The sequence below is a fragment of the Aurantibacillus circumpalustris genome (genome assembly GCF_029625215.1).
GTDB lineage: Bacteria > Bacteroidota > Bacteroidia > B-17B0 > Aurantibacillaceae > Aurantibacillus > Aurantibacillus circumpalustris.
In genome coordinates this window covers 3,346,943-3,366,871 of the sequence record NZ_CP121197.1, presented here as the reverse complement: position 1 = coordinate 3,366,871, position 19,929 = coordinate 3,346,943, and the positions used below count along the sequence as shown (strand labels likewise).

The following is a 19,929-nucleotide window of genomic DNA, read 5'->3' as shown; positions in this document are numbered from 1 at the left end:
AAATAAAATTCAAACGAAATGAAAAAAGTATTATCAATTATTGCTGTTGCTGCTATGACAACTGCATTTGTAGCTTGCGGTCCTTCTAAAGAAGAAATGGAAAAACGCGAACAAATGAAACAAGATTCAATCGCTGCTGTTGAAAAAGCTAAGCAAGATTCTATGGCTGCAGCAATTGCTGAGCAAGAGAAAATGGCTCAAGAAGCTGCTGAAAAAATGAAGCAGGATTCAATTCACATGGCTGATTCAATGGCTATGGCTTCAAAAAAAGGTAAGAAACACTAATCAAAATCTAAGATTCAAGAACCCTTAACCAAAAGTTAAGGGTTTTTTTTTATGCGCTCAAATTTCTTAGGAAATAGATAAGTTTTAGGGTAGCTTCGGTATCGGTATTGCAGTATGTCACCAATTCGTTTTTTAAAACTTCCCGATCCAATTCCAATTCCGCCAAGCGAAATTGCTCAAAATAATTCATGGCTTCTAAACCTGAGCTTATTTTGGTGTAATTAATGTCTTCTAGCAAAACAGCACTAACCACTTTTAATGAAAAATTACTTTTAAAAGCTGGGTCGTAATAATGAAGATTTAAAAAAATATCAAAAACATCAATCAATTTACTTTTTAAAGTGTTCAAATCTTCGGCTAATTCTGGATATTTATGGATGAGATTATTAATTGTGCTTACTTCCATTGTTTTATCGTAAACAATGATGGACGAATAAGTATTAGATAATTTGATTAAGTTTTTCGCAAAAAGTCCTCGGTCGTCAACCCGATGTTCAGCAAAAAAATAGGTGGTTTCTTTTCCGTTGTAAAAACTAACTAAAAACGGAATCTGTTCAAAGGGTTTTGTCCCCTCTAGTTGAGGTATTGCAGGACTCCACATTTCCATGTCCATGGCCACAACTGGTTCTTTTATGTGTAGTAAAAAATCTTTTATTTTTTCTTTATCAATAATGCTTGTTTTGTTTTCAATAGCCTTTTTAATCTTAAGTGCCGCTGGCTTTTCAATTAAATCATCAGGAATCTGATTTATCGTTTTGATACCAGTATTATACCATTCAAATAATTTACCCTTATCCATATAAGGCAAATTAAAAATGCTGTTTTCTTGAATGCTGTCTTTCCAGCAATTTCCAAAAAAATCGCATTGATATGGTCTAAAACACTGTTTGCCAATAGCAATATTTGGAATAAGATTTTGTTCGAGAACCAAATGAGCAGCTTTTATCTGATGCTCAAAATAGGTGAAATTGTCTTCAGCCTTTTGTTTCACGCTACGTTTTCTGAAAAGTTTTTTTGGATCTATTTCTTTTTCGCAGATATATTCTGGATTTAGAGTCACTAAAAAAAGATCGTCAAAACTTTCTAAAGAATATTTTAGAACATAATATTGTAAATACGCATCCTTCAAATAGTTTTCCGAGATTTTTATTGAACTTTTTACTTCGTACGCAGTATATTTTCCATCAACAAGCGTAAGAATATCTACCATAATTAATACGCCATTGTATATGAAAGTAGCTTCGTAAATAGTTTTAGTTTTGTTTTGAATAAGCGTTTTGGTCAATTCCGATCCAGCTGCGGCACCCTTCGTTTCCTTTGACACATCAAGGCCTCCCGGAAATAATTGTTGGGCAAAAAAGCCAACCTCGTGGCCTCTTTTAAAGGTGAGTTGTTTATCGGTACTTAATTTATCCCTGAGATAAGGGTGATTTTTATATAGAAAAAATGCTTTATTACATTGCTCGAATTTAAGAAAGGATGTTTTGCTGATGGAGTATTCTGGAATGTGCATTTACGAATTAATACTAAAGATATAAGTTAAACAAACAATCGTGATGTAAAGAACGGTAATCTTTAGAATTAAACAAGATGGTAACGTTTTTAATTTTTTAACGTGTTTATGATATATTTTTTAGAAATAATATTTAAAAATTAATAAGTTTGTTATTCTAATTTTTACCCCAAATACAGTTAATGCAAACCATTAAATACTTTTAATTATGAAACGGATCTTAGTAATAATCTTGATTACCTATAGTTTTACTGCATTTTCACAAAACACTGCAAGTGATTTATTTAAAACAAATAACATTGTTTGGTATGGACTTAATTTTGCCGGAGCCAAAATGGTTGGAAATTTTGACCAAGCCATGGGAGCGGGTCAGTCAAGCGCATACGAATTAAGGGATAAGTGGATTCCTGCTTGGAATGGCTTGATGGTAAACGAACCAAGTAACTTTAAAATTAAAGAGGCGTTTCGTAAAAACGATGTTTATTACGATCTTAAACCTACCGAGATCATGAACCATGAAATTAATTTAGATGGTTTTATCACGCTCAATTCATTTACGTTTTCTGATGCAGATAGAACAGTTTCGGACATAGTCTCTAAGCTAAATGGGGGTGAAAAAAAAGAAGGAGTAGGCATTGTGTTTATTGTTGAAAGCTTCAATAAAATAACAGAAGATGCCTCAGTATACGTTACAGTTTTCGACATCAAAACAAAAAACGTGCTTATTACAGAAAGAGTGAACGGTAAGCCAGCAGGCTTTGGGTTACGTAATTTTTGGGCGGGTGCAATGAAGCGTATTATTAAGCAGGTTAATGACGTAAATTATAAGTATTGGAAGTCGAAAAATAAATAATACCCTCTTATTCATTTTATCAATCTTAGAGTAGGTTTCAGCATTTTTCCTCAGAGAATTAGGCTGTTATCCTGCTTAGTTTCGTAATCGATTTTTTAATTATCAAACAATCCTTAACTTTAAAGTCTAATTTTAGATTTTAATTATGTCAGCTACACCAGAAGGACGTCAGATCATTTTCAGCATGGTGAATGTGTCAAAGATACATCCACCTCAAAAACAGGTTTTAAAAGATATTTATATTTCATTTTATTATGGAGCTAAAATAGGAGTTTTAGGTCTTAACGGTTCAGGGAAATCTTCTTTACTCCGTATAATTGCTGGTATGGATAAGGATTATATTGGAGAAGTTCATCAGTCGCCTGGATACTCAATAGGCATGTTGGAGCAAGAGCCACAGTTAGACGAGACTAAAACAGTTATTGAGATTGTGAGAGAGGGTGTTCAGAAATATGTAGATATTCTAACCGAATATGAAGAGGTGAATAATAAGTTTGGTGATGAAGAAATTCTCAACGATCCTGATAAAATGGATAAACTCATTAACCGCCAAGCGCAGTTGCAAGAGTTAATTGATCAACACGATTTATGGAATTTAGATAGTCGTCTTGAAAGATCAATGGATGCTTTGCGTTGTCCTGAGTCGGATGCGTCTGTAAAAGTTTTATCTGGAGGTGAACGTCGCCGTGTGGCTTTGTGCCGATTGTTATTGCAAGAACCGGATATTTTATTATTAGATGAGCCAACCAATCACTTGGATGCGGAAAGCGTGGATTGGTTAGAACAGCATTTGAAACTGTATAAAGGAACAATTATCGCAGTAACGCATGATAGATATTTCTTAGACAATGTTGCTGGTTGGATTTTAGAGTTAGACAGAGGAGAAGGTATTCCTTGGAAAGGGAATTATAGTAGCTGGCTAGAACAAAAAGGTGCACGCTTAAAACAAGAAGAAAAGACTGAAAGTAAACGTCAGAAAACGCTTGCACGCGAACTAGATTGGATTCGTCAAGGTGTTAAGGGGCGCGGCGTGAAACAAAAGGCCCGTTTGAACAACTATGAAAAAATGATGGGTGAGGATGTGAAGAGCAAAGAAGATAACTTGGAGATTTTTATTCCAAACGGACCAAGGCTTGGTAACGAAGTAATTGATTCAATGGACGTTTCGAAAGGATTTGGAAGCCGTTTATTATACGAAGGTTTAAATTTTAAATTACCACCTGCTGGAATTGTTGGTATTATTGGGCCAAATGGCGCAGGTAAAACGACTTTGTTTCGTATGATCATGGGCGAAGAAAAACCATCCTCAGGAGAATTTAAAGTGGGGCCTACGGTTAAGATAAGTTACGTAGATCAGAATCACAAAGAACTTGAGGCCAATAAAACGGTGTACGACGTAATAAGCGGTGGACTTGACAATATTAATTTAGGAGGTAAGCCAATGAATTCAAGGGCTTACATTTCACGTTTTAACTTTAATGGCAGTGATCAAGGTAAAAAAGTAAGTGTGTTATCTGGTGGAGAAAGAAATCGATTACACTTAGCAATGGCTTTGAAAGAAGAAGGAAACGTATTGTTGCTCGATGAGCCTACTAATGATTTAGATGTAAATACCTTAAGAGCCTTGGAAGAAGGTTTAGAGAATTTTGCTGGTTGTGCTGTTATTATTAGTCACGATAGATGGTTTTTAGATCGTGTATGTACTCATATTCTGGCATTTGAAGGTGATAGCAGTGTGTATTGGTTTGAAGGTGGTTATAGCGAATATGAGGAGAATCGTAAAAAACGTCTGGGCAACGTTGAACCAAAAAGACCGCGTTATAAAAAATTGGCGGTTTAATCGTTTACAAACGTTTCATTAGAAATAATTAATTAATATATTTAAACAAATAAAACTTATTGTTATGATCCACTTTAACTCTTCCAAAATTTTAATTCCTGTCGATTTTAGTGAAACATCATTATTGGCTATTAAACATGGCGCGTCTATTGCAAAGCATGAAAAATCAGAGCTCTTTTTATTACACGTTGTAAATGCTCCATTTATGTCGCAAAACATGTTTTTGCCAATTGTAAATTTGGAAGACAATTCAGGTGTTGAAAAAATTGCACTTTCTAAATTGACAGATTTGGCAAAGCAAGTGAAGAAGGAATACAGTATAGATGTACAAAGTATTATCAAAATTGGGAATCCGAGTAATGAAATAACCAATGTAGCAAATGAAATTGGAGCGGCCTTAATTGTAATGGGAACACACGGATATTCTCCTATCGAGGAACTGGTTATTGGTAGTAATGCATTAAAAGTAATTACCAAGGCGAGCTGCCCTACTATGGCTATGAGTATTGCCGCTGAACATTCTGGTTACAACAAAATAGTAATGCCAATTGATACTACTGTAAATTCCCGTCAAAAAGTAAATTATACACTTGAACTAGCTAAGAGGTTCAAGGCTTCTGTTCATGCAATTGGTCTTTTAGGAAACAACGAAGAAAACGAATTGGCAGGAATGGAAGTTGTTTTAAGTCAAGTGAAAAAATTAGCTGAAGAAAAAGGGGTAACAACTCACACTGAAATTCTTAAAGATGTAAAAAACAGAGCTACTGCCACTGTTGACTATATAAATAAAACAAATGCTGATCTTACTGTTATTATGACTGATCAGGATGCAGAATTAAGCGGTTTCTTTTTAGGACCTTATTCTCAACAAGTTATTCATCTAAGTAAGGTTCCTGTTATTGCAGTTAAACCTAAAAATTTATTTGTAGATGATTTAAGTTTCCCAATTAGAGGAGGAATTTAATTTTTAAAATTTTAATAAAGCCTTCATGATGTGTTTTATGAAGGCTTTGGTTATCATACCCAATTGTATTTGTAAACTGAAAAAAGCGCTCATTATTTATTTTTTTAATTGTGATCGACTCCTTTAATACTAAACTCGTGCTAAAAATCAATTGGGCTGATCTCGATCTTTTTGGTCACGTTAATAATGTTGCGTTCTTCAAGTACATCCAAGCCGCTCGAGTAAACTATTGCGAACTAATAGGCTTAACTTCTTTGTTCGATTTAAGTAAAAATAGTTTTATGGTAGCTTCAAGTCAATGTGAATATAAAAGTCCAATGCATTATCCAGGTGAAGTAAGTGTATTGTGCAGAGTAGATTGGATCAAAAACACGAGTATGCAATTACTTTACGAGCTTTATAACTCAGAAAATATATTAGTTGCCAAAGCAATGGATGTGCTTGTTGTATATGATCATAGCAAAAAAATAAAAGTTTCTATTTCGAGTCAACTCAAGAGTGAAATAATGAAAATTGAAAAAAGAGGATTTTAGTTCTCAATCATCCCTCATCTCGAACAATTCACAAATTGTTAAAAAAACGCGATTTCTATAAAGTATTATTTCCTTGCTTACACTACATTTGCACTCTGAATTTTAAATTATGACTATGCAATCTCAACCTGAACATATTACCTGCTTAATTATTGGATCTGGCCCTGCTGGATATACTGCTGCAATTTATGCAGCGCGTGCTGATCTTAAACCTGTTCTTTATACTGGTTTAACACCCGGTGGACAGCTTACGGAAACAACAGAAGTTGATAATTTTCCTGGATATCCAAAAGGAATTACGGGGCCAATTTTAATGGAGGATCTCAAAGCACAAGCAGAAAGATTCGGTACACAAGTTCGTTTTGGAATGGTTACCGAAGCGGATTTGAATGCAAATCCAAAGCGTATTTGGGTAGATGAAACAACTGAGATTACAGCGGATACAGTAGTTATTTCTACAGGAGCAAGTGCAAAATGGTTAGGTTTAGAAAACGAAACACGTTTAAGAATGAATGCTGGAGGTGTTAGTGCGTGCGCGGTGTGCGATGGTTTCTTTTTTAAAGGACTAGACGTAGCTATAGTTGGGGCAGGGGATACAGCTGCTGAAGAAGCAACTTATCTTTCCAAATTGTGTAAAAAAGTATACATGATTGTTCGTAGAGGTGAAGGCGAAATGCGTGCCAGTAAGGCAATGCAACATCGTGTAATGAATACACCGAACATCGAAATTCTATGGGATTCTGAAACGAGCGACGTTTTGGGTAAAGAAACTGTTGAAGGTGTTATTGTAAAAAATAGTAAAACAGGTGAGTCAAAAACACTAAACGTAACAGGTTTTTTTGTTGCCATTGGTCATAAACCAAATACTGATATTTTTAAAGGTCAATTAACCATGGATGATCTAGGTTATTTACAGGTAGTCCCGGGAAGCTCAAAAACAAATATTGATGGTGTATTTGCGGTTGGTGACTGTGCTGATAAAACATACCGTCAGGCTGTAACTGCCGCTGGTAGTGGATGTATGGGTGCTTTAGATGCAGAAAGGTATCTTGCCTCTGCAGGTGTTCACTAGTTAAATTTTATGGAAGCTTAACAGTCTGAGGCAGAAGACTTTTCTTTTGCCTCAGACTGTTAACTAATTGTTAATATCCTGTAGAGTCTATCTACCTGCTTATCATTACTTTTTTTTAATCTTTAGGTATGGTAAAGAGTGGGAAATCTAATAAATTACAAATGCAGCAATCTATAGAGGCGAAGGTAACTATTACGGAAGCTCATGAAGAATTAAATGATCTTAAGGCTACAAAGAAAACTGTAACCGATTTACTTAATTATAAGCGCACATTAATTGATATTGAAAACAGTGATTTCGAAAAAATTAATGAAATCAAAGGAAAAGCTATTGATGCCATCAACAGCTTGTTTAATGATATTATCAATACAAAATAATAAACTTTTATTTCTCTGTACTACCCTTTCAAAGCGCTTAAGCAACCAGATTGGTTTTACCCAAAAAAAATTAAAATTTGTTTTGGGTTCTCTTCAACCTAAATATAATTACTAAGTTTATGTAGTGATTTTTGATTTCGATATGAAGCGTTTGATTGTTTTCTTGTGTCTGTTTCCTTTATTGATTTTTTCGCAATCTCAAAAAAAGTATCCGGCATTGTTATGGAAAATAAGTGGTAATGGTCTTAAGAAACCATCCTACTTATATGGCACTATGCATGTGAGCAATAGGGTTGCCTACAATTTGTCGGAGCAATTTTTTGAAGCGTTGCAATCTGTTGATGTTGTTGGCTTAGAAACTAATCCGGGTGAGTGGCTCGAAAATATGGAAAAGACTGGTGAGCTGGAGGAACTCAGTCAACTAAGAAGTTCAAACTATTATTCTGGAGATTTTTATAAAACTGCATTCACAGCATCGTTTCCTGAAAAACGAATGTTACAAGGGATTTTAAGTTATGATCCAGATATAATTAATGGGCTTTTGTATAGACAAAATAAAGCAAAAGAGAATTTTGAAGAAAGTACTTATATCGATCTATTTATCTACCAGTCGGCATCTAAGTTGGGTAAGCAACTTATAAGTTTAGAAGATTTTACTCAATCTCAAATAAAGGCACGTTTGGCGGCCATGCCAGATGAAGAAGTGAATATTACTTCTTCGCGTAATTATTTTTCTGCAACACAACATATTGAAGACGCTTATAGAGAAGGAGATCTTGATAAGCTTGATAGCCTAAGTAAACTAGTGAGTTCTAAAAATACTCAAAAGTACTTAATTGATGACAGAAATATCTTTTTTGTAAATACCATAGATTCGGTTTTAAAAACAAAAATTATTTTTAGTGGAGTAGGAGCAGCTCATTTACCAGGAGAAAATGGTGTTATTGAACTATTAAGAAAAAAAGGGTATAAACTTGAGCCCATAATGCCGAAGATTTCCAAAAAGAGTCATGCATTGCGCGATGAGTTGGATCAAAAAGTAAAACCGGTTGTATTTCAAAAGCAAGTGATTAGTGACTCCCTCTTCTCAATGAATTTACCTGGAAAACTATATCCTATTGTTGATCTTGGCCATTTAAAATATTACATCCATGCCGATATGGTTAACGGAAGTTTTTACACTATAGTAAGACTCAAACATCTTGGACCAATATTTAGCGTTAGTCCCGAAATGTTAATGCAAAAAGTCGATAGCCTTTTATTTGAAAATATTCCTGGAAAAATAATTTTGAAAAAAGAAATTATAAGTAATAATGGTATTAAAGGAATTGAAATTATTAATAAAACGCGCCGTGGCGACGAACAACATTATCAGATTTATTTTACTGATTTAGAAATGATTATGTTTAAGTTGGGTGGTAAGTTAAATTATGCCAGTAATATAGAATCAAAACAGTTTTTTAGTTCTATTCTATTTAATCCGAAACCTGACAGACTGGTTAATTTCACGCCAATTACAGGCGGATTTAGTGTTAGCATACCTACAAATTGCAATTATTCAAAACTCAACAGCTCCTCACTCTTAGGGCCTGTTGAAGATTTATGCAGTTATAACAAATCATTAAAAAAGTTTTACGGTATGAAACGAGCCGTGTACAATGATTTTAATTATTTAGAAGAAGATACTTTTGAACTCAATCAATTTGCAAAGAACATTTTGCTGAATTATAAATTTGTAAATAGCAATGATTATAAGATCGAGAATGAACAGGGGTTTCCATGCATACGCTTCAAAGGTAAAAACGATGCCGCTTTAAATTTTCAAGCAAAACTTTTTATAAAGGGGGTGCATTACTATTTGATTTATCTCATTTCAGAAAATGAAGTTTCTTTTAATGATAATTTCTTCACCAGCTTTAAGTTATTTGACTTTAATTATATAAATCCGATAACAGAAATTACCGATAAAGGCTTTTATTTTAAAGCAAAAGATGAAGTTAGCGATAATGCGCTAAGTCGCTTCAATCAGGCTTTTGCGAAAGCTTATGAAGCAAGCAAAATAAAAAAAGACACACTTCCAGAAAAAAAGAACAAGGACTATAATTTTAGAACCGAAAGTAAATATTATTATTCTCCTTCGAGTAATGAATATGTAAGCATCACTTATGAAAAGTACAACGATTATGATTATAGAAATGAGAATAAAATAGAAGATAAAATTACGAAGACCTATACTAGTTCTACAACCATGTATGCAAGTGATAAAAAAGTTGAATTTAAAGATGGTTTATTTAACTACACCTGCAATTTAAAAGACACTGCAACCTCTCGTGCTATAATGGTAAAAGTTTTTATTAAAAATGGATTGTTACACGAACTGTCAGTACCATTTGATACAACGATTGGGTTAAAGGGATGGGCAAAGGATTTTATGGAATCATTTAGGCCAATTGATACACTCATAGGAAAAAATATTTTTGTGAGTGGTTTTGCAGATTTATTAAACGATCTGGTCAGTAGCGACACAGCTGTAAAGCAAATGGCGAATCATTCTGTCGAAGTTATTGGTTTTCAAAAGGATTTTGCAGGTGATTTTATTAAATTTATTGCGACTCCTAAAATTAACTCAGTTAGCGAGGATAGTCGTGCCCAGTTATTTGTAAATGGAGGTACGTTTGAAAATGAGAAAATAATCAAACCATATAAAGACCTTTATAAACAATATACCGATAGTTTTTATTTGCAGCTTTGCCTTTTAAAGGGTCTCGCTTATTTAAAGACGCAAAATTCTTATTCAGAGTTTTATAATTTGATAATGGCTGAAACCCCACTGGTTGGAGCAGGAAATACAGTGCGCGATGTGTTTTATGTGCTTCACGATTCACTTGAATTATGTAAAAAGTTTTTTCCGGGAATGCTAAGTCTAACTAGGTATGAGGAATACAAAGAAGCGGTATATGGATTAATGGCAGAAATGGTTCATAAAAATATCATTGACAAATCGTTATATCTAGTGCGAAAGGATCAAATTTTAAACGACGCGAATCTTACCTTAAAACGCTATAACCCTTTAGCAACAAAAGCACCATCCTCTAATGATCAAGCAAATTTTGATTATCTAGAGAAATCGGCAAAAGAACTTGCTCAAAGTATCAAAGGAAGCCTCGATGGATTGGCAAATAACACCTTTTACAAAGGTTCAGGGTATTTAAGAAATTTAGATTCCTATAACCGCCCACCACTAGTCAATTACGCTTGGTTGCTTTCGCCATTTTATAAAACGGATGAAAAAGCAAAACAATTCTTTGAGAAAATTGTAAAAATAAAAACGCAAGATATTCTCATGCCTGTTACCATAGATCTTTTAAAGCATGGAGTCATCTTAAACGATACAATCATAACATATTATAGCAAAAACAAGTTTACTGCAACATTTTTCTATAGCGAATTAGAAAAAGAAAAACTTACAGATAAATTTGATAAAAAATATTTAACGCAACAAAACCTAATACAGTCTTTAGTGCTGAGCCAAAAAAAATTAACTAACTTTTATAATGATCAAAAAAATAATACTAAATCAGATAGCATTGTTTTGATTAAAGAGCTTGCAGCGAAAAATAAATATGAGAACGGTAAAATGTATATTTATAAATTAAGCGGCAATAAGAACGAAGAGGAGTATTGGACAGCCGTATTTATTAATAATTCAAAAGAAGCTATCACATCTAAAATAGAAATGGTACACCCAAATTATTTTATTGATAAAACTAAAACTGAGAATGAAAACATGAATGAACTATTAGAGTACTTTGCTCTTTCTTACAGAAAAAGAGCTCAAGAAAAGTCAAGTTCTTATCAGTAAATTTTAAATTTAATTTTATATATCTTTATAGCCTATGTCTATGAATTTTAAGAGTGACACTGAAGCCGTTGAAGGCTTTGTATCCAAGCACAAAGAACTTACAGCCGAGATTGCTAAAGTAATAGTTGGACAGGAAGATACAGTTAAAAACGTGTTAATCTCCATTTTTAGTAGAGGGCATTGTTTGTTAGTTGGTGTTCCTGGTCTTGCAAAAACATTGTTGGTTAATACCATTGCCGATGCTTTAGGCTTGAGTTTTAACCGTATTCAGTTTACTCCCGATTTAATGCCAAGTGATATCATTGGTAGCGAAATATTGGATGAAAACAGACACTTTCAATTTATTAAAGGCCCCTTGTTTTCTAATATTATTTTAGCCGATGAGATAAATCGTACCCCCCCTAAAACACAAGCAGCTTTGTTAGAAGCCATGCAGGAAAGACAGATAACGGCGGCTGGAAAAAAGTATATTTTAGATAATCCGTTTTTTGTACTTGCAACACAAAATCCAATTGAACAAGAAGGAACCTATCCTTTACCAGAAGCTCAGTTAGACAGATTTATGTTTAATGTATGGTTAGATTATCCAAAGTTTGAAGAGGAATTACAAGTAGTTAAATTAACTACTACTAACACAAAAGCTCAGTTGAATAAAATTTTAAACGCACAAGAAATAGTTTATTTTCAGGACTTGATTCGTAAAATACCAGTAGCAGATAATGTTGTTGAGTATGCTGTGAAACTCGTTCATAAAACACGCTTAACAGGAGAACACACAACGGATGTAGCTAAAAAATATTTACAGTGGGGTGCTGGACCAAGAGCGTCACAATATTTAATTATTGGGGCAAAATGTCACGCTGCAATGAATGGGAAATTTAGTCCTGATATTGAAGATGTGAGGGCTATCGCTTTACCAATTTTACGCCACCGTGTGGTTTTAAATTATAAAGCAGAAGCAGAAGGAATGTCGGTTGAAGAAATTATTAAACAATTAATGTGAGAGAAAAAATGGGAGTAGATGAATTATTGGATGAGGACGCATTCGATCCTCAAAAGTTATTCAATGAAGAAGAATACAGTACACTGATTATCGGACGAGAAGGATTTAATAAAAAAGAAAACAATAGCGCCGATCTTATCGAGGGCTTGCTTGAAAAGAATATTTCAAGAGAGGAAAGTGAAATCATCTTTTCTAAACTTAAGGAAACCAATTCTCAAAAAATGATGATGGATGCCCTTTCAAAGGCACAAAGGGTGAGTGAGAAAACAATAATAGCGGCAGCCTGTTGGGAATGCGGACTTGATTTTTCTCCTTATTTTTTAGATTTTGTAAAGTTAGCAACGCACGACGATTTTCAATTGGCACTTGAGGCTTTATCTGTTGTTGAAAGTATAGAAGCTGTTTTCGATGAGAAAACATTAACGGAGGCATTGCAAATAGCCCAATCTGGCAAAAAGTCGGATGAAAATCTTACACAAGACTTAATTGAAAACATTAAATCAAGAATAGCTTAATTATGTTGAACAAAAATTTAAAATCCTGGATAGAGGTAGACGCAAATTCCGATTTCTCTATTCATAATATTCCTTTCGGAATTTATAAAGACAATAAAGTAAAACACCGTGCATGCTCAGCCATTGGCGAGTATATTATCGACTTAGTTGAACTGGCGGATGCCGGATTTTTGAGCGTAGACAAATCAATTCTTGAGCAGCAGTTTTTAAATGAATTTATCTCCTTAGGTAAACCTTCAACCAATGCGGTTAGAGCAAAAATTATTGATCTATTAAGTAATGATTCTGATCCTGTAGCTGCCGAATTAAAAACAAACAAGGAACTATTTAATAAGATATTTAAGAAGCAAGTAAGTGTCACGATGCTTTTACCGGTAAGGGTAGGGGACTACACTGATTTTTATAGCAGCATCGATCATGCTACAAATATTGGAACCATGATTCGCGATCCAAAAAATGCATTAATGAGTAACTGGAAACACATACCTGTTGGATATCACGGTAGAGCGAGTAGCATTTGTGTTAGCGGTCATTCTTTTCACCGTCCAAAAGGTCAACAAAAACCTGCAGATTCTGAGCTGCCAGTTTATGGTCCAGCAAAATTATTAGACATTGAATTAGAAACAGCTTTTATTATTGGCAAACAAACCCAAATGGGAGATAGTGTTTCAACCAGCAACGCTGATGATTATATTTTTGGAATGGTATTGTTTAATGACTGGAGCGCTAGAGATATTCAAACATGGGAGTATGTGCCGCTTGGACCTTTTCTTGCTAAGAATTTCGCAAGCACAGTATCTCCTTGGATAATAACATTAGAAGCATTAGAGCCATTCAGAACAAAAGGATATACGCAAGACCCGAAAGTATTGCCATACTTGGAGTACAAGGGTGATAGAAATTTGGATATTAAATTGGATGTGTTTTTAAAACCGGAGAAAGGCGAAGAAAATCATATCTGTTCTTCCAATTATAAATATATGTATTGGACGATGGAGCAACAATTAGCACATCACACGGTGAATGGTTGTAATATTAATGTGGGAGATATGATGGCGAGTGGAACAATCAGTGGGCCTGATCCGAAAGAATATGGAAGCATGATGGAACTTACTTGGCGGGGTACGAAACCAATTACCTTGAAAGATGGATCAGAGCGCAAGTTTGTGAATGATAATGATACCATCATCATGAAAGGTTATTGTGAAAAAGATGGTATCAAAATTGGATTTGGTGAATGTGTAGCAAAAGTACTTCCGGCCAAATAAATAAGTGAATAAGAGATAACTGATTAATTTAAAAAGCCTCATGTTCTTTAACTTGAGGCTTTTTTAATCACAGGTAAATTAACTCATCTTTGCTACAGCCTGAATGATATCGTGTTTGGTAATAATATGCATGTTGCCGCCCATATCTCTTAAAAGAACAGCGTTATTTTCTTTAGTAATGAGTTTACTTACTTCCTCAATAGGTGCTTTTTCTCCAACAACAGGAAAAGCCGCTTGCATTAAATGTTTTACCGATTTATTTTTCACATCGCTGTTTTCTATCAGTCTTGTAAATAAATAACTTTCATTAAGCGATCCAACAAAATTTCCTTTTTCGGTAACAGGTATTTGTGAAATATCGTACTTGTTTAATAATTCTAAAGCTTCACTAACGGTTGAATCAACGTCGACAGTTAATAATTTTTGATTTTTATGATTAGCAACTAAGTCTATAGCTTTAGGTTTTGTAGCTTCTAAAAAATTTCGATCACGCATCCAATCATCGTTAAACATTTTGCCTAAATAACGAGTTCCGTGATCATGAAAAATTACTACTACAACATCTCCTTTTTTAAACATGTTTTTCATTTGAAGTAGGCCAGCCATTGCTGACCCAGCGCTGTTTCCTGCAAAAATCCCTTCTTCTCGCGGAATTCTACGCGTCATTACTGCCGCATCTTTATCCGTTACTTTTTCAAAATGATCAATCACATTGAAATCAACATTGGCAGGCAAAAAATCTTCACCAATGCCTTCGGTGATGTATGGGTATATTTCGTCTTTATCAAAAATACCGGTTTCTTTATATTTTTTAAATACAGAACCATAGGTATCTATCCCTAATATTTTTATTGCGGGATTTTTTTCTTTCAGGTACTTACCAGTTCCACACAATGTGCCTCCAGTTCCAACACCTACAACAAGGTGCGTTATTTTGCCATCGGTTTGGTCCCAGATTTCAGGACCCGTTTGTTCGTAATGAGCCTGACTATTACTTAAATTATCATATTGATTAGGTTTCCAGGCATTTGGTATTTCACTAACCAAACGTGATGAAACTGAGTAGTAGGAGCGGGGATCCTCAGGGTCTACGTCTGTTGGACAAACAATTACTTCTGCACCAAAAGCACGCAATGCATCCACCTTTTCTTTGCTTTGTTTATCGGTAGTAGTAAAAATACACTTATAGCCTTTAATAACAGCAGCAATAGCTAAGCCCATTCCGGTGTTACCACTTGTACCCTCAATTATAGTTCCACCTGGTTTTAAACGCCCATCCAATTCAGCATCTTCTACCATCTTAAGTGCCATACGGTCCTTAATCGAATTACCAGGATTAAATGTCTCTACTTTGGCATAAACATCGCAAGGAAACTCCTTTGTGATTTTATTTATTTTTACCATTGGTGTATTTCCAATTGTTTCGAGTATTGTTTTACAAACTTTCATAAACTATATTATTCTAATTATTTGATAGACTATATTGAGTACTTCGACCCGGTTTTTTTATTAAATTAATAAATAATGATATTCGTGTCGATTAACAGCCGCTAAAGATAAGTGCTTTAAACAAAGTGACCTTGTTATTTTAGAGAAAGAACCATTTTACTTTTTAACAATCTTATTTTGCGTTTATACTGTTAATTTCAGATTTTAGTCTGTGGTATTTCTATTACAAAGTTCTTAAGCCAACTCTGAATTTTAAACGCTCTTTGGGTTTACTGCTGGTTCTTAAATTTGAAAAATAGTAGAAAAAGACGATAAAATTCATCTGATCCAACATTTTCACAAAACTTGGCATGAATATTGATGCCTTTTTGTTAAATTAAATTAATTTGAGTAGTTTTAAAAACAATCTAAATCTCATGAAAAAACACAAAGTATTATCCATTATTTTAGCTTTATTCCTAGCGTCCAGCGGGTTTAAGGCACAGTATTTCACGATCGACCCTATGTACTATCATAATTTTGACAAGGATTCCCTTGCTGGTTTTGATGAGGTTTCATCAAGGGCATCCGCCATTCAGGATCAGTTTTTAGGGTCTGAGTTTAAAATTAGAATGTACGAACTTAAAAGACAGTTCATTGATGTAAAATATCACTTGATAAAAAGGCCGCCGAGTTCATTTTACGAGAATGTAGTTGAGTATTTGAATGCAAATAGGCCAGCAGCTATCCCTGGCTGTGTAAATGAAGATTTCGAGCTTTCTACAGCTGCTGTTGTTACCGCAACCAATCAAATTTCTGGTTGGACAATTACTCAGGGTTATAACGGAGGTATTTCTAATCCTCCCCCTTCAAGTAATACGTTGGCACCTTATTTTCCTACAGGTGTGCCATCAACTGCAAATTCATGTAATCTTTTAGGATGCTGTCCTGCCCCACCTGCACACTCCGAACTTATTGATTGTAGTGCACCTGGAGGTTTTATTGATACTCAAATTGGTTCTCAGTATCCTATTTTTTCGGTTTTTGGATCAGGGCCGGCTAATGTCGCTGCTTCTGCTGCTAACCCTCAAATCACAAACGGTCAGTTTTTTGGTAGTAAAGTGCTAAGACTTAATGATGGTGTTACTGGAGATCGTAGTATTGAGAGATTATCGAAGACATTTTCGGTGTCGTCAAGTAATGCTTTATTTCAATTTGCATTTATTTCAGTATTTGCTCCTGGGCATGGCTGTTGTGATGCTGGTGGGTTTATTATTCGCTTAAGTAACGCGAGTACAAACGCAGTTCTTCCTTGTCCCGTTTTTTCTGTATCTGCGCCTAGTAGTCAATGTACAGCTACCGTTCCAATTGTTTATAATGTTGCACTTACTGGAGCTGTGTATACTAGTACGACCTCTGCAAACACTATTTATAACCCTTGGAAGATAAACTCATTGGATTTAACAGCTTATATTGGTCAGAATATTACAATTGACATCCTTTCTTCAGATTGCAACGCGGGAGGGCACTATGGAAAAGTTTATTTTGATGCACAGTGTGGGCCAATGACAGTTTATGGTAACGGTAACCCTTACGATGCTGGTTCAAACGTCACCGTGCCAACATGCGGAGCTTCTGGTGCTACCATTTGTGCGGCCGATGGATTAGGGCCTTATTCATGGGCAGGACCAAATCTTCCCCAATCTTATTCTATTCCTTCAATGACCAATCAGTGTATTATCACAAATATTTCGGCTCAATACACACTTTATATGTCACCAGAGGGTTCTTGTGCGCCAATACAACGCGTGGTAAACAGTACCATTACTCCAGCACCTCTTTTGGGGGCTTCTGTTGCTCAAGCGCAATGCGGAGGAACATTAGCTGTTGTTTCATTAACACCTTCTGGATCTGCTGCTAATCCGTCTTCATTACTTTGGTTTCCAACTCCATTGTCTTTGAATCAACAAACAACTCAAGGAACTTATACCCTTCCGGTAGGGCCAGCACCTAATATTGTATCAATAACCGCTAGCGATCCTTTAGGTTGTAAAGTTACAACTACGGTTAATATTAATTCGGCCCCTCCAATTCCATCATTTACAATTGTTAACACAACTAATTCAAATAGTATTACCTGCGAATACCCTGTTGTTAATTTAGATGCAGTGACAAGCTACTCTTACAACGGAGGCAGTTTAAATTATTTTTGGGCCAGTGCCAGTTTGACTTTTTCAACAAGCAGCATCAGCATTTCAAATCCAGGAAACTTCACTGTTAACGCGGTCGATCCTGTTACAAATTGTCAGGTAACTCGTACAGTTTCCATTGGTGTTAATATTGTTGCTCCTTTATCTACCATCAGTCCTTCGTTCCAAAGTATAACTTGCGGAACCCTTGCTGGTGCTAATGCAACAAATGTAATTGTAACCGCAAGCCCGAGCGTAAATGTTACCCATCAAATTTTATCTCCTTATGGTGGTACATTTTCGGCAAGTTCTTATTCTACCCAATACACTCCGGGTGGGGTTGGTAACTTTACTTATTGTTTAAAAAACGATGTTAATGGATGTGTTACCTGTAAAGAGTTTACAGTTACTTCAAACCAAGGATTTCCATCTTTTAGTATCCTAAGTCCTGAGAGCTTCACTTTGGGTTGTGGTACAAAGAGTATAGCAGGAGTTAATATAGTTAATGGGAATACTACACCTCAGGGTGGAGCAGTTTCTTATACAATATTAAGCCCTGGTCAGAGCTCCGTTACCCCAAACGGACCTCTTAGCGGCATTCAAACTTATACAGTAAATGTACCAGGTACGTATACCGTAATTACCAAAGATAATGTCTCTCTATGTGAAACTAGGGTTCCTATATCCGTGCTATCAAACACTTTCGCTCCGGATATTAGTGCAGTAGTTGAAAGGCAAATTTTAGATTGTAATAATCCTAAAGTTGTGCTTAAAGGGAAAAGTATAACATCTGGTGTTGAATATTCTTGGAAATTCGTCGGACCTATAAATACATTACAAGGTGATACAATCACTGCTATAATTTCACCGACCGCTATTGCAACACAAACTGTGCTTAATACCTACACATTAATTGTTAATAACTTGAGTAGTACTTGTAAAAGTCAATCGGTTATTCCAATCTATCAGAATGTATTTGCACCAAAACCAGCCGTGACTCCAATAACATCTTCTCTTACTTGTTTAACAAATACTGTTGTGTTAACGAATGGAAGTTCTACTGGAATACCTCCAACAAGTATCTTTACTCGTAATCTACCTGTTATTGGATTTTTATGGACAGGACCTTCACCTCAAGAACCTTTGTCAAATGCAACTACATACACTGGCGCAACTGTTGGTATTTATACTTTAACAGTAAAGGATCTTAATAATGGTTGTACCTCTTTTACAACAGCTACCATTATTGACAATAGAACTTATCCAGATTTTTTAATTAAAGACACGGTCTTTTTAGATTGTGGAGCACAAAGTGTTGAATTAAGTTACGTACTTACTAATAGCACAGGAATGGGACCAAAACAAAATTGGTCAGCACCTGGAATTATTGGTGATCCTACAAAAGATAAGTTGCCTGTGACGCAACCTGGCTCATACGGAGTGGTTGTAACTTATTCGAACGGATGTTCCAAATCTGCTGAATTTACCGTTATTAGTGGTTCTTTAACGGCAGAGTTTGCAGCTGAAACATTTACTAATTATGCACCAGCGACCATAAGCTTCAAAAACAAATCTAGGTCTTCGTTAGACAGTGTAAATGTTGTATCAACTTGGAATTTTGGTAACGGTACAACAAAGACAACTTCACTGACTACAATAACTTCTTCTAATTTGTATACAAGTCCTGGTACCTACACGGTTACTTTATATGCTACCAAAGGACAATGTATTGCCTCAACTCAAAAAGTTGTTAAGATTGATATTCCATCAGTGTTAACAATACCGAATGTGTTTACACCAAATGGCGATGGTGCTAACGATTTATTCTTTGTTAAGGCGGCTAACCTTTCAAAAATAAGTGCTGTTATCTTTGATCGTTGGGGTCATGTAGTTTACGAGTTAGAATCCGCAACAGGTAACATTGAGTGGGATGGAAAAAACATGGAGGGTAAAGATTCTGCTGAAGGAGTTTATTTCTATACCATAAAAGCAACTGGTAAAGACGACAAGGCTTACGATAAAAAGGGAACCATTAATCTATACCGTTAGTAATACTAATTCTAGTATAAAATTAAATCCGGCTAAAATAGCCGGATTTTTTTGTTTAACTGCATTTAGACGTTAGAAGTCTTTGAAAAAGACGAACTATTTGGCTTAGTGAAGGTAATCCTCATTCGGCAAGCCCATGCTTAACTTTATAATGTTTGTAAGGATTCCTTAATAAAAA

The 19,929-nt window shown here is 35.1% G+C and carries 14 protein-coding genes; 12 read left to right on the top strand and 2 right to left on the bottom strand.

The window, feature by feature from the left end:
* Nucleotides 1-18: 18 nt before the first annotated feature.
* The gene (locus tag P2086_RS13960) at nucleotides 19-285 is read left to right on the top strand and encodes a hypothetical protein (RefSeq protein ID WP_317897361.1); all 267 of its coding nucleotides are present in this window, start codon (nucleotides 19-21) and stop codon (nucleotides 283-285) included.
* A 49-nt stretch (nucleotides 286-334) separates the two neighbouring features.
* Here the strand turns inward: P2086_RS13960 and P2086_RS13955 are convergent, their stop codons facing one another.
* Nucleotides 335-1,798, bottom strand: coding sequence for a DUF2779 domain-containing protein (locus P2086_RS13955; RefSeq protein ID WP_317897360.1), 1,464 nt, complete (start codon nucleotides 1,796-1,798; stop codon nucleotides 335-337).
* Between the two features lie 208 nt (nucleotides 1,799-2,006).
* Between P2086_RS13955 and P2086_RS13950 the strand changes: the two genes are divergently transcribed.
* From P2086_RS13950 to fahA, 10 genes are all read left to right on the top strand, one after another.
* The gene (locus tag P2086_RS13950; protein ID WP_317897359.1) at nucleotides 2,007-2,651 is read left to right on the top strand and encodes a hypothetical protein; all 645 of its coding nucleotides are present in this window, start codon (nucleotides 2,007-2,009) and stop codon (nucleotides 2,649-2,651) included.
* Between the two features lie 145 nt (nucleotides 2,652-2,796).
* Nucleotides 2,797-4,491: an energy-dependent translational throttle protein EttA gene (gene ettA / locus P2086_RS13945; RefSeq protein ID WP_317897358.1), complete on the top strand. Its 1,695-nt coding sequence runs from the start codon at nucleotides 2,797-2,799 to the stop codon at nucleotides 4,489-4,491.
* Between the two features lie 64 nt (nucleotides 4,492-4,555).
* The gene (locus P2086_RS13940) at nucleotides 4,556-5,455 is read left to right on the top strand and encodes a universal stress protein (RefSeq protein WP_317897357.1); all 900 of its coding nucleotides are present in this window, start codon (nucleotides 4,556-4,558) and stop codon (nucleotides 5,453-5,455) included.
* 137 nt (nucleotides 5,456-5,592) lie between these two features.
* Nucleotides 5,593-5,988, top strand: a complete 396-nt coding sequence (locus P2086_RS13935; protein WP_317897356.1) for an acyl-CoA thioesterase — start codon at nucleotides 5,593-5,595, stop codon at nucleotides 5,986-5,988.
* Between the two features lie 115 nt (nucleotides 5,989-6,103).
* Nucleotides 6,104-7,060, top strand: coding sequence for a thioredoxin-disulfide reductase (trxB, locus tag P2086_RS13930; protein WP_317897355.1), 957 nt, complete (start codon nucleotides 6,104-6,106; stop codon nucleotides 7,058-7,060).
* 161 nt (nucleotides 7,061-7,221) lie between these two features.
* Nucleotides 7,222-7,437, top strand: coding sequence for a hypothetical protein (locus tag P2086_RS13925; RefSeq protein WP_317897354.1), 216 nt, complete (start codon nucleotides 7,222-7,224; stop codon nucleotides 7,435-7,437).
* 124 nt (nucleotides 7,438-7,561) lie between these two features.
* The gene (locus tag P2086_RS13920) at nucleotides 7,562-11,299 is read left to right on the top strand and encodes a TraB/GumN family protein (RefSeq protein ID WP_317897353.1); all 3,738 of its coding nucleotides are present in this window, start codon (nucleotides 7,562-7,564) and stop codon (nucleotides 11,297-11,299) included.
* A 40-nt stretch (nucleotides 11,300-11,339) separates the two neighbouring features.
* Nucleotides 11,340-12,302: an AAA family ATPase gene (locus tag P2086_RS13915; RefSeq protein WP_317897352.1), complete on the top strand. Its 963-nt coding sequence runs from the start codon at nucleotides 11,340-11,342 to the stop codon at nucleotides 12,300-12,302.
* Nucleotides 12,299-12,817: a hypothetical protein gene (locus tag P2086_RS13910; protein ID WP_317897351.1), complete on the top strand. Its 519-nt coding sequence runs from the start codon at nucleotides 12,299-12,301 to the stop codon at nucleotides 12,815-12,817. Before P2086_RS13915 ends, P2086_RS13910 begins: the two co-directional genes overlap by 4 nt.
* 2 nt (nucleotides 12,818-12,819) lie before the next feature.
* Entirely contained in the window at nucleotides 12,820-14,085 is a 1,266-nt protein-coding gene (gene fahA / locus P2086_RS13905; protein WP_317897350.1) for a fumarylacetoacetase, read from the top strand.
* A gap of 78 nt (nucleotides 14,086-14,163) precedes the next feature.
* On the opposite strand, the gene P2086_RS13900 is transcribed toward fahA, so the two are convergent.
* The gene (locus P2086_RS13900; protein WP_317897349.1) at nucleotides 14,164-15,534 is read right to left on the bottom strand and encodes a pyridoxal-phosphate dependent enzyme; all 1,371 of its coding nucleotides are present in this window, start codon (nucleotides 15,532-15,534) and stop codon (nucleotides 14,164-14,166) included.
* A 416-nt stretch (nucleotides 15,535-15,950) separates the two neighbouring features.
* Here P2086_RS13900 and P2086_RS13895 point away from each other — a divergent pair, with 416 nt between their 5' ends.
* A complete protein-coding gene (locus tag P2086_RS13895; protein WP_317897348.1) occupies nucleotides 15,951-19,751 on the top strand; it encodes a T9SS type B sorting domain-containing protein in 3,801 nt (1,266 codons plus the stop codon).
* The last annotated feature ends 178 nt before the right edge of the window (nucleotides 19,752-19,929 follow it).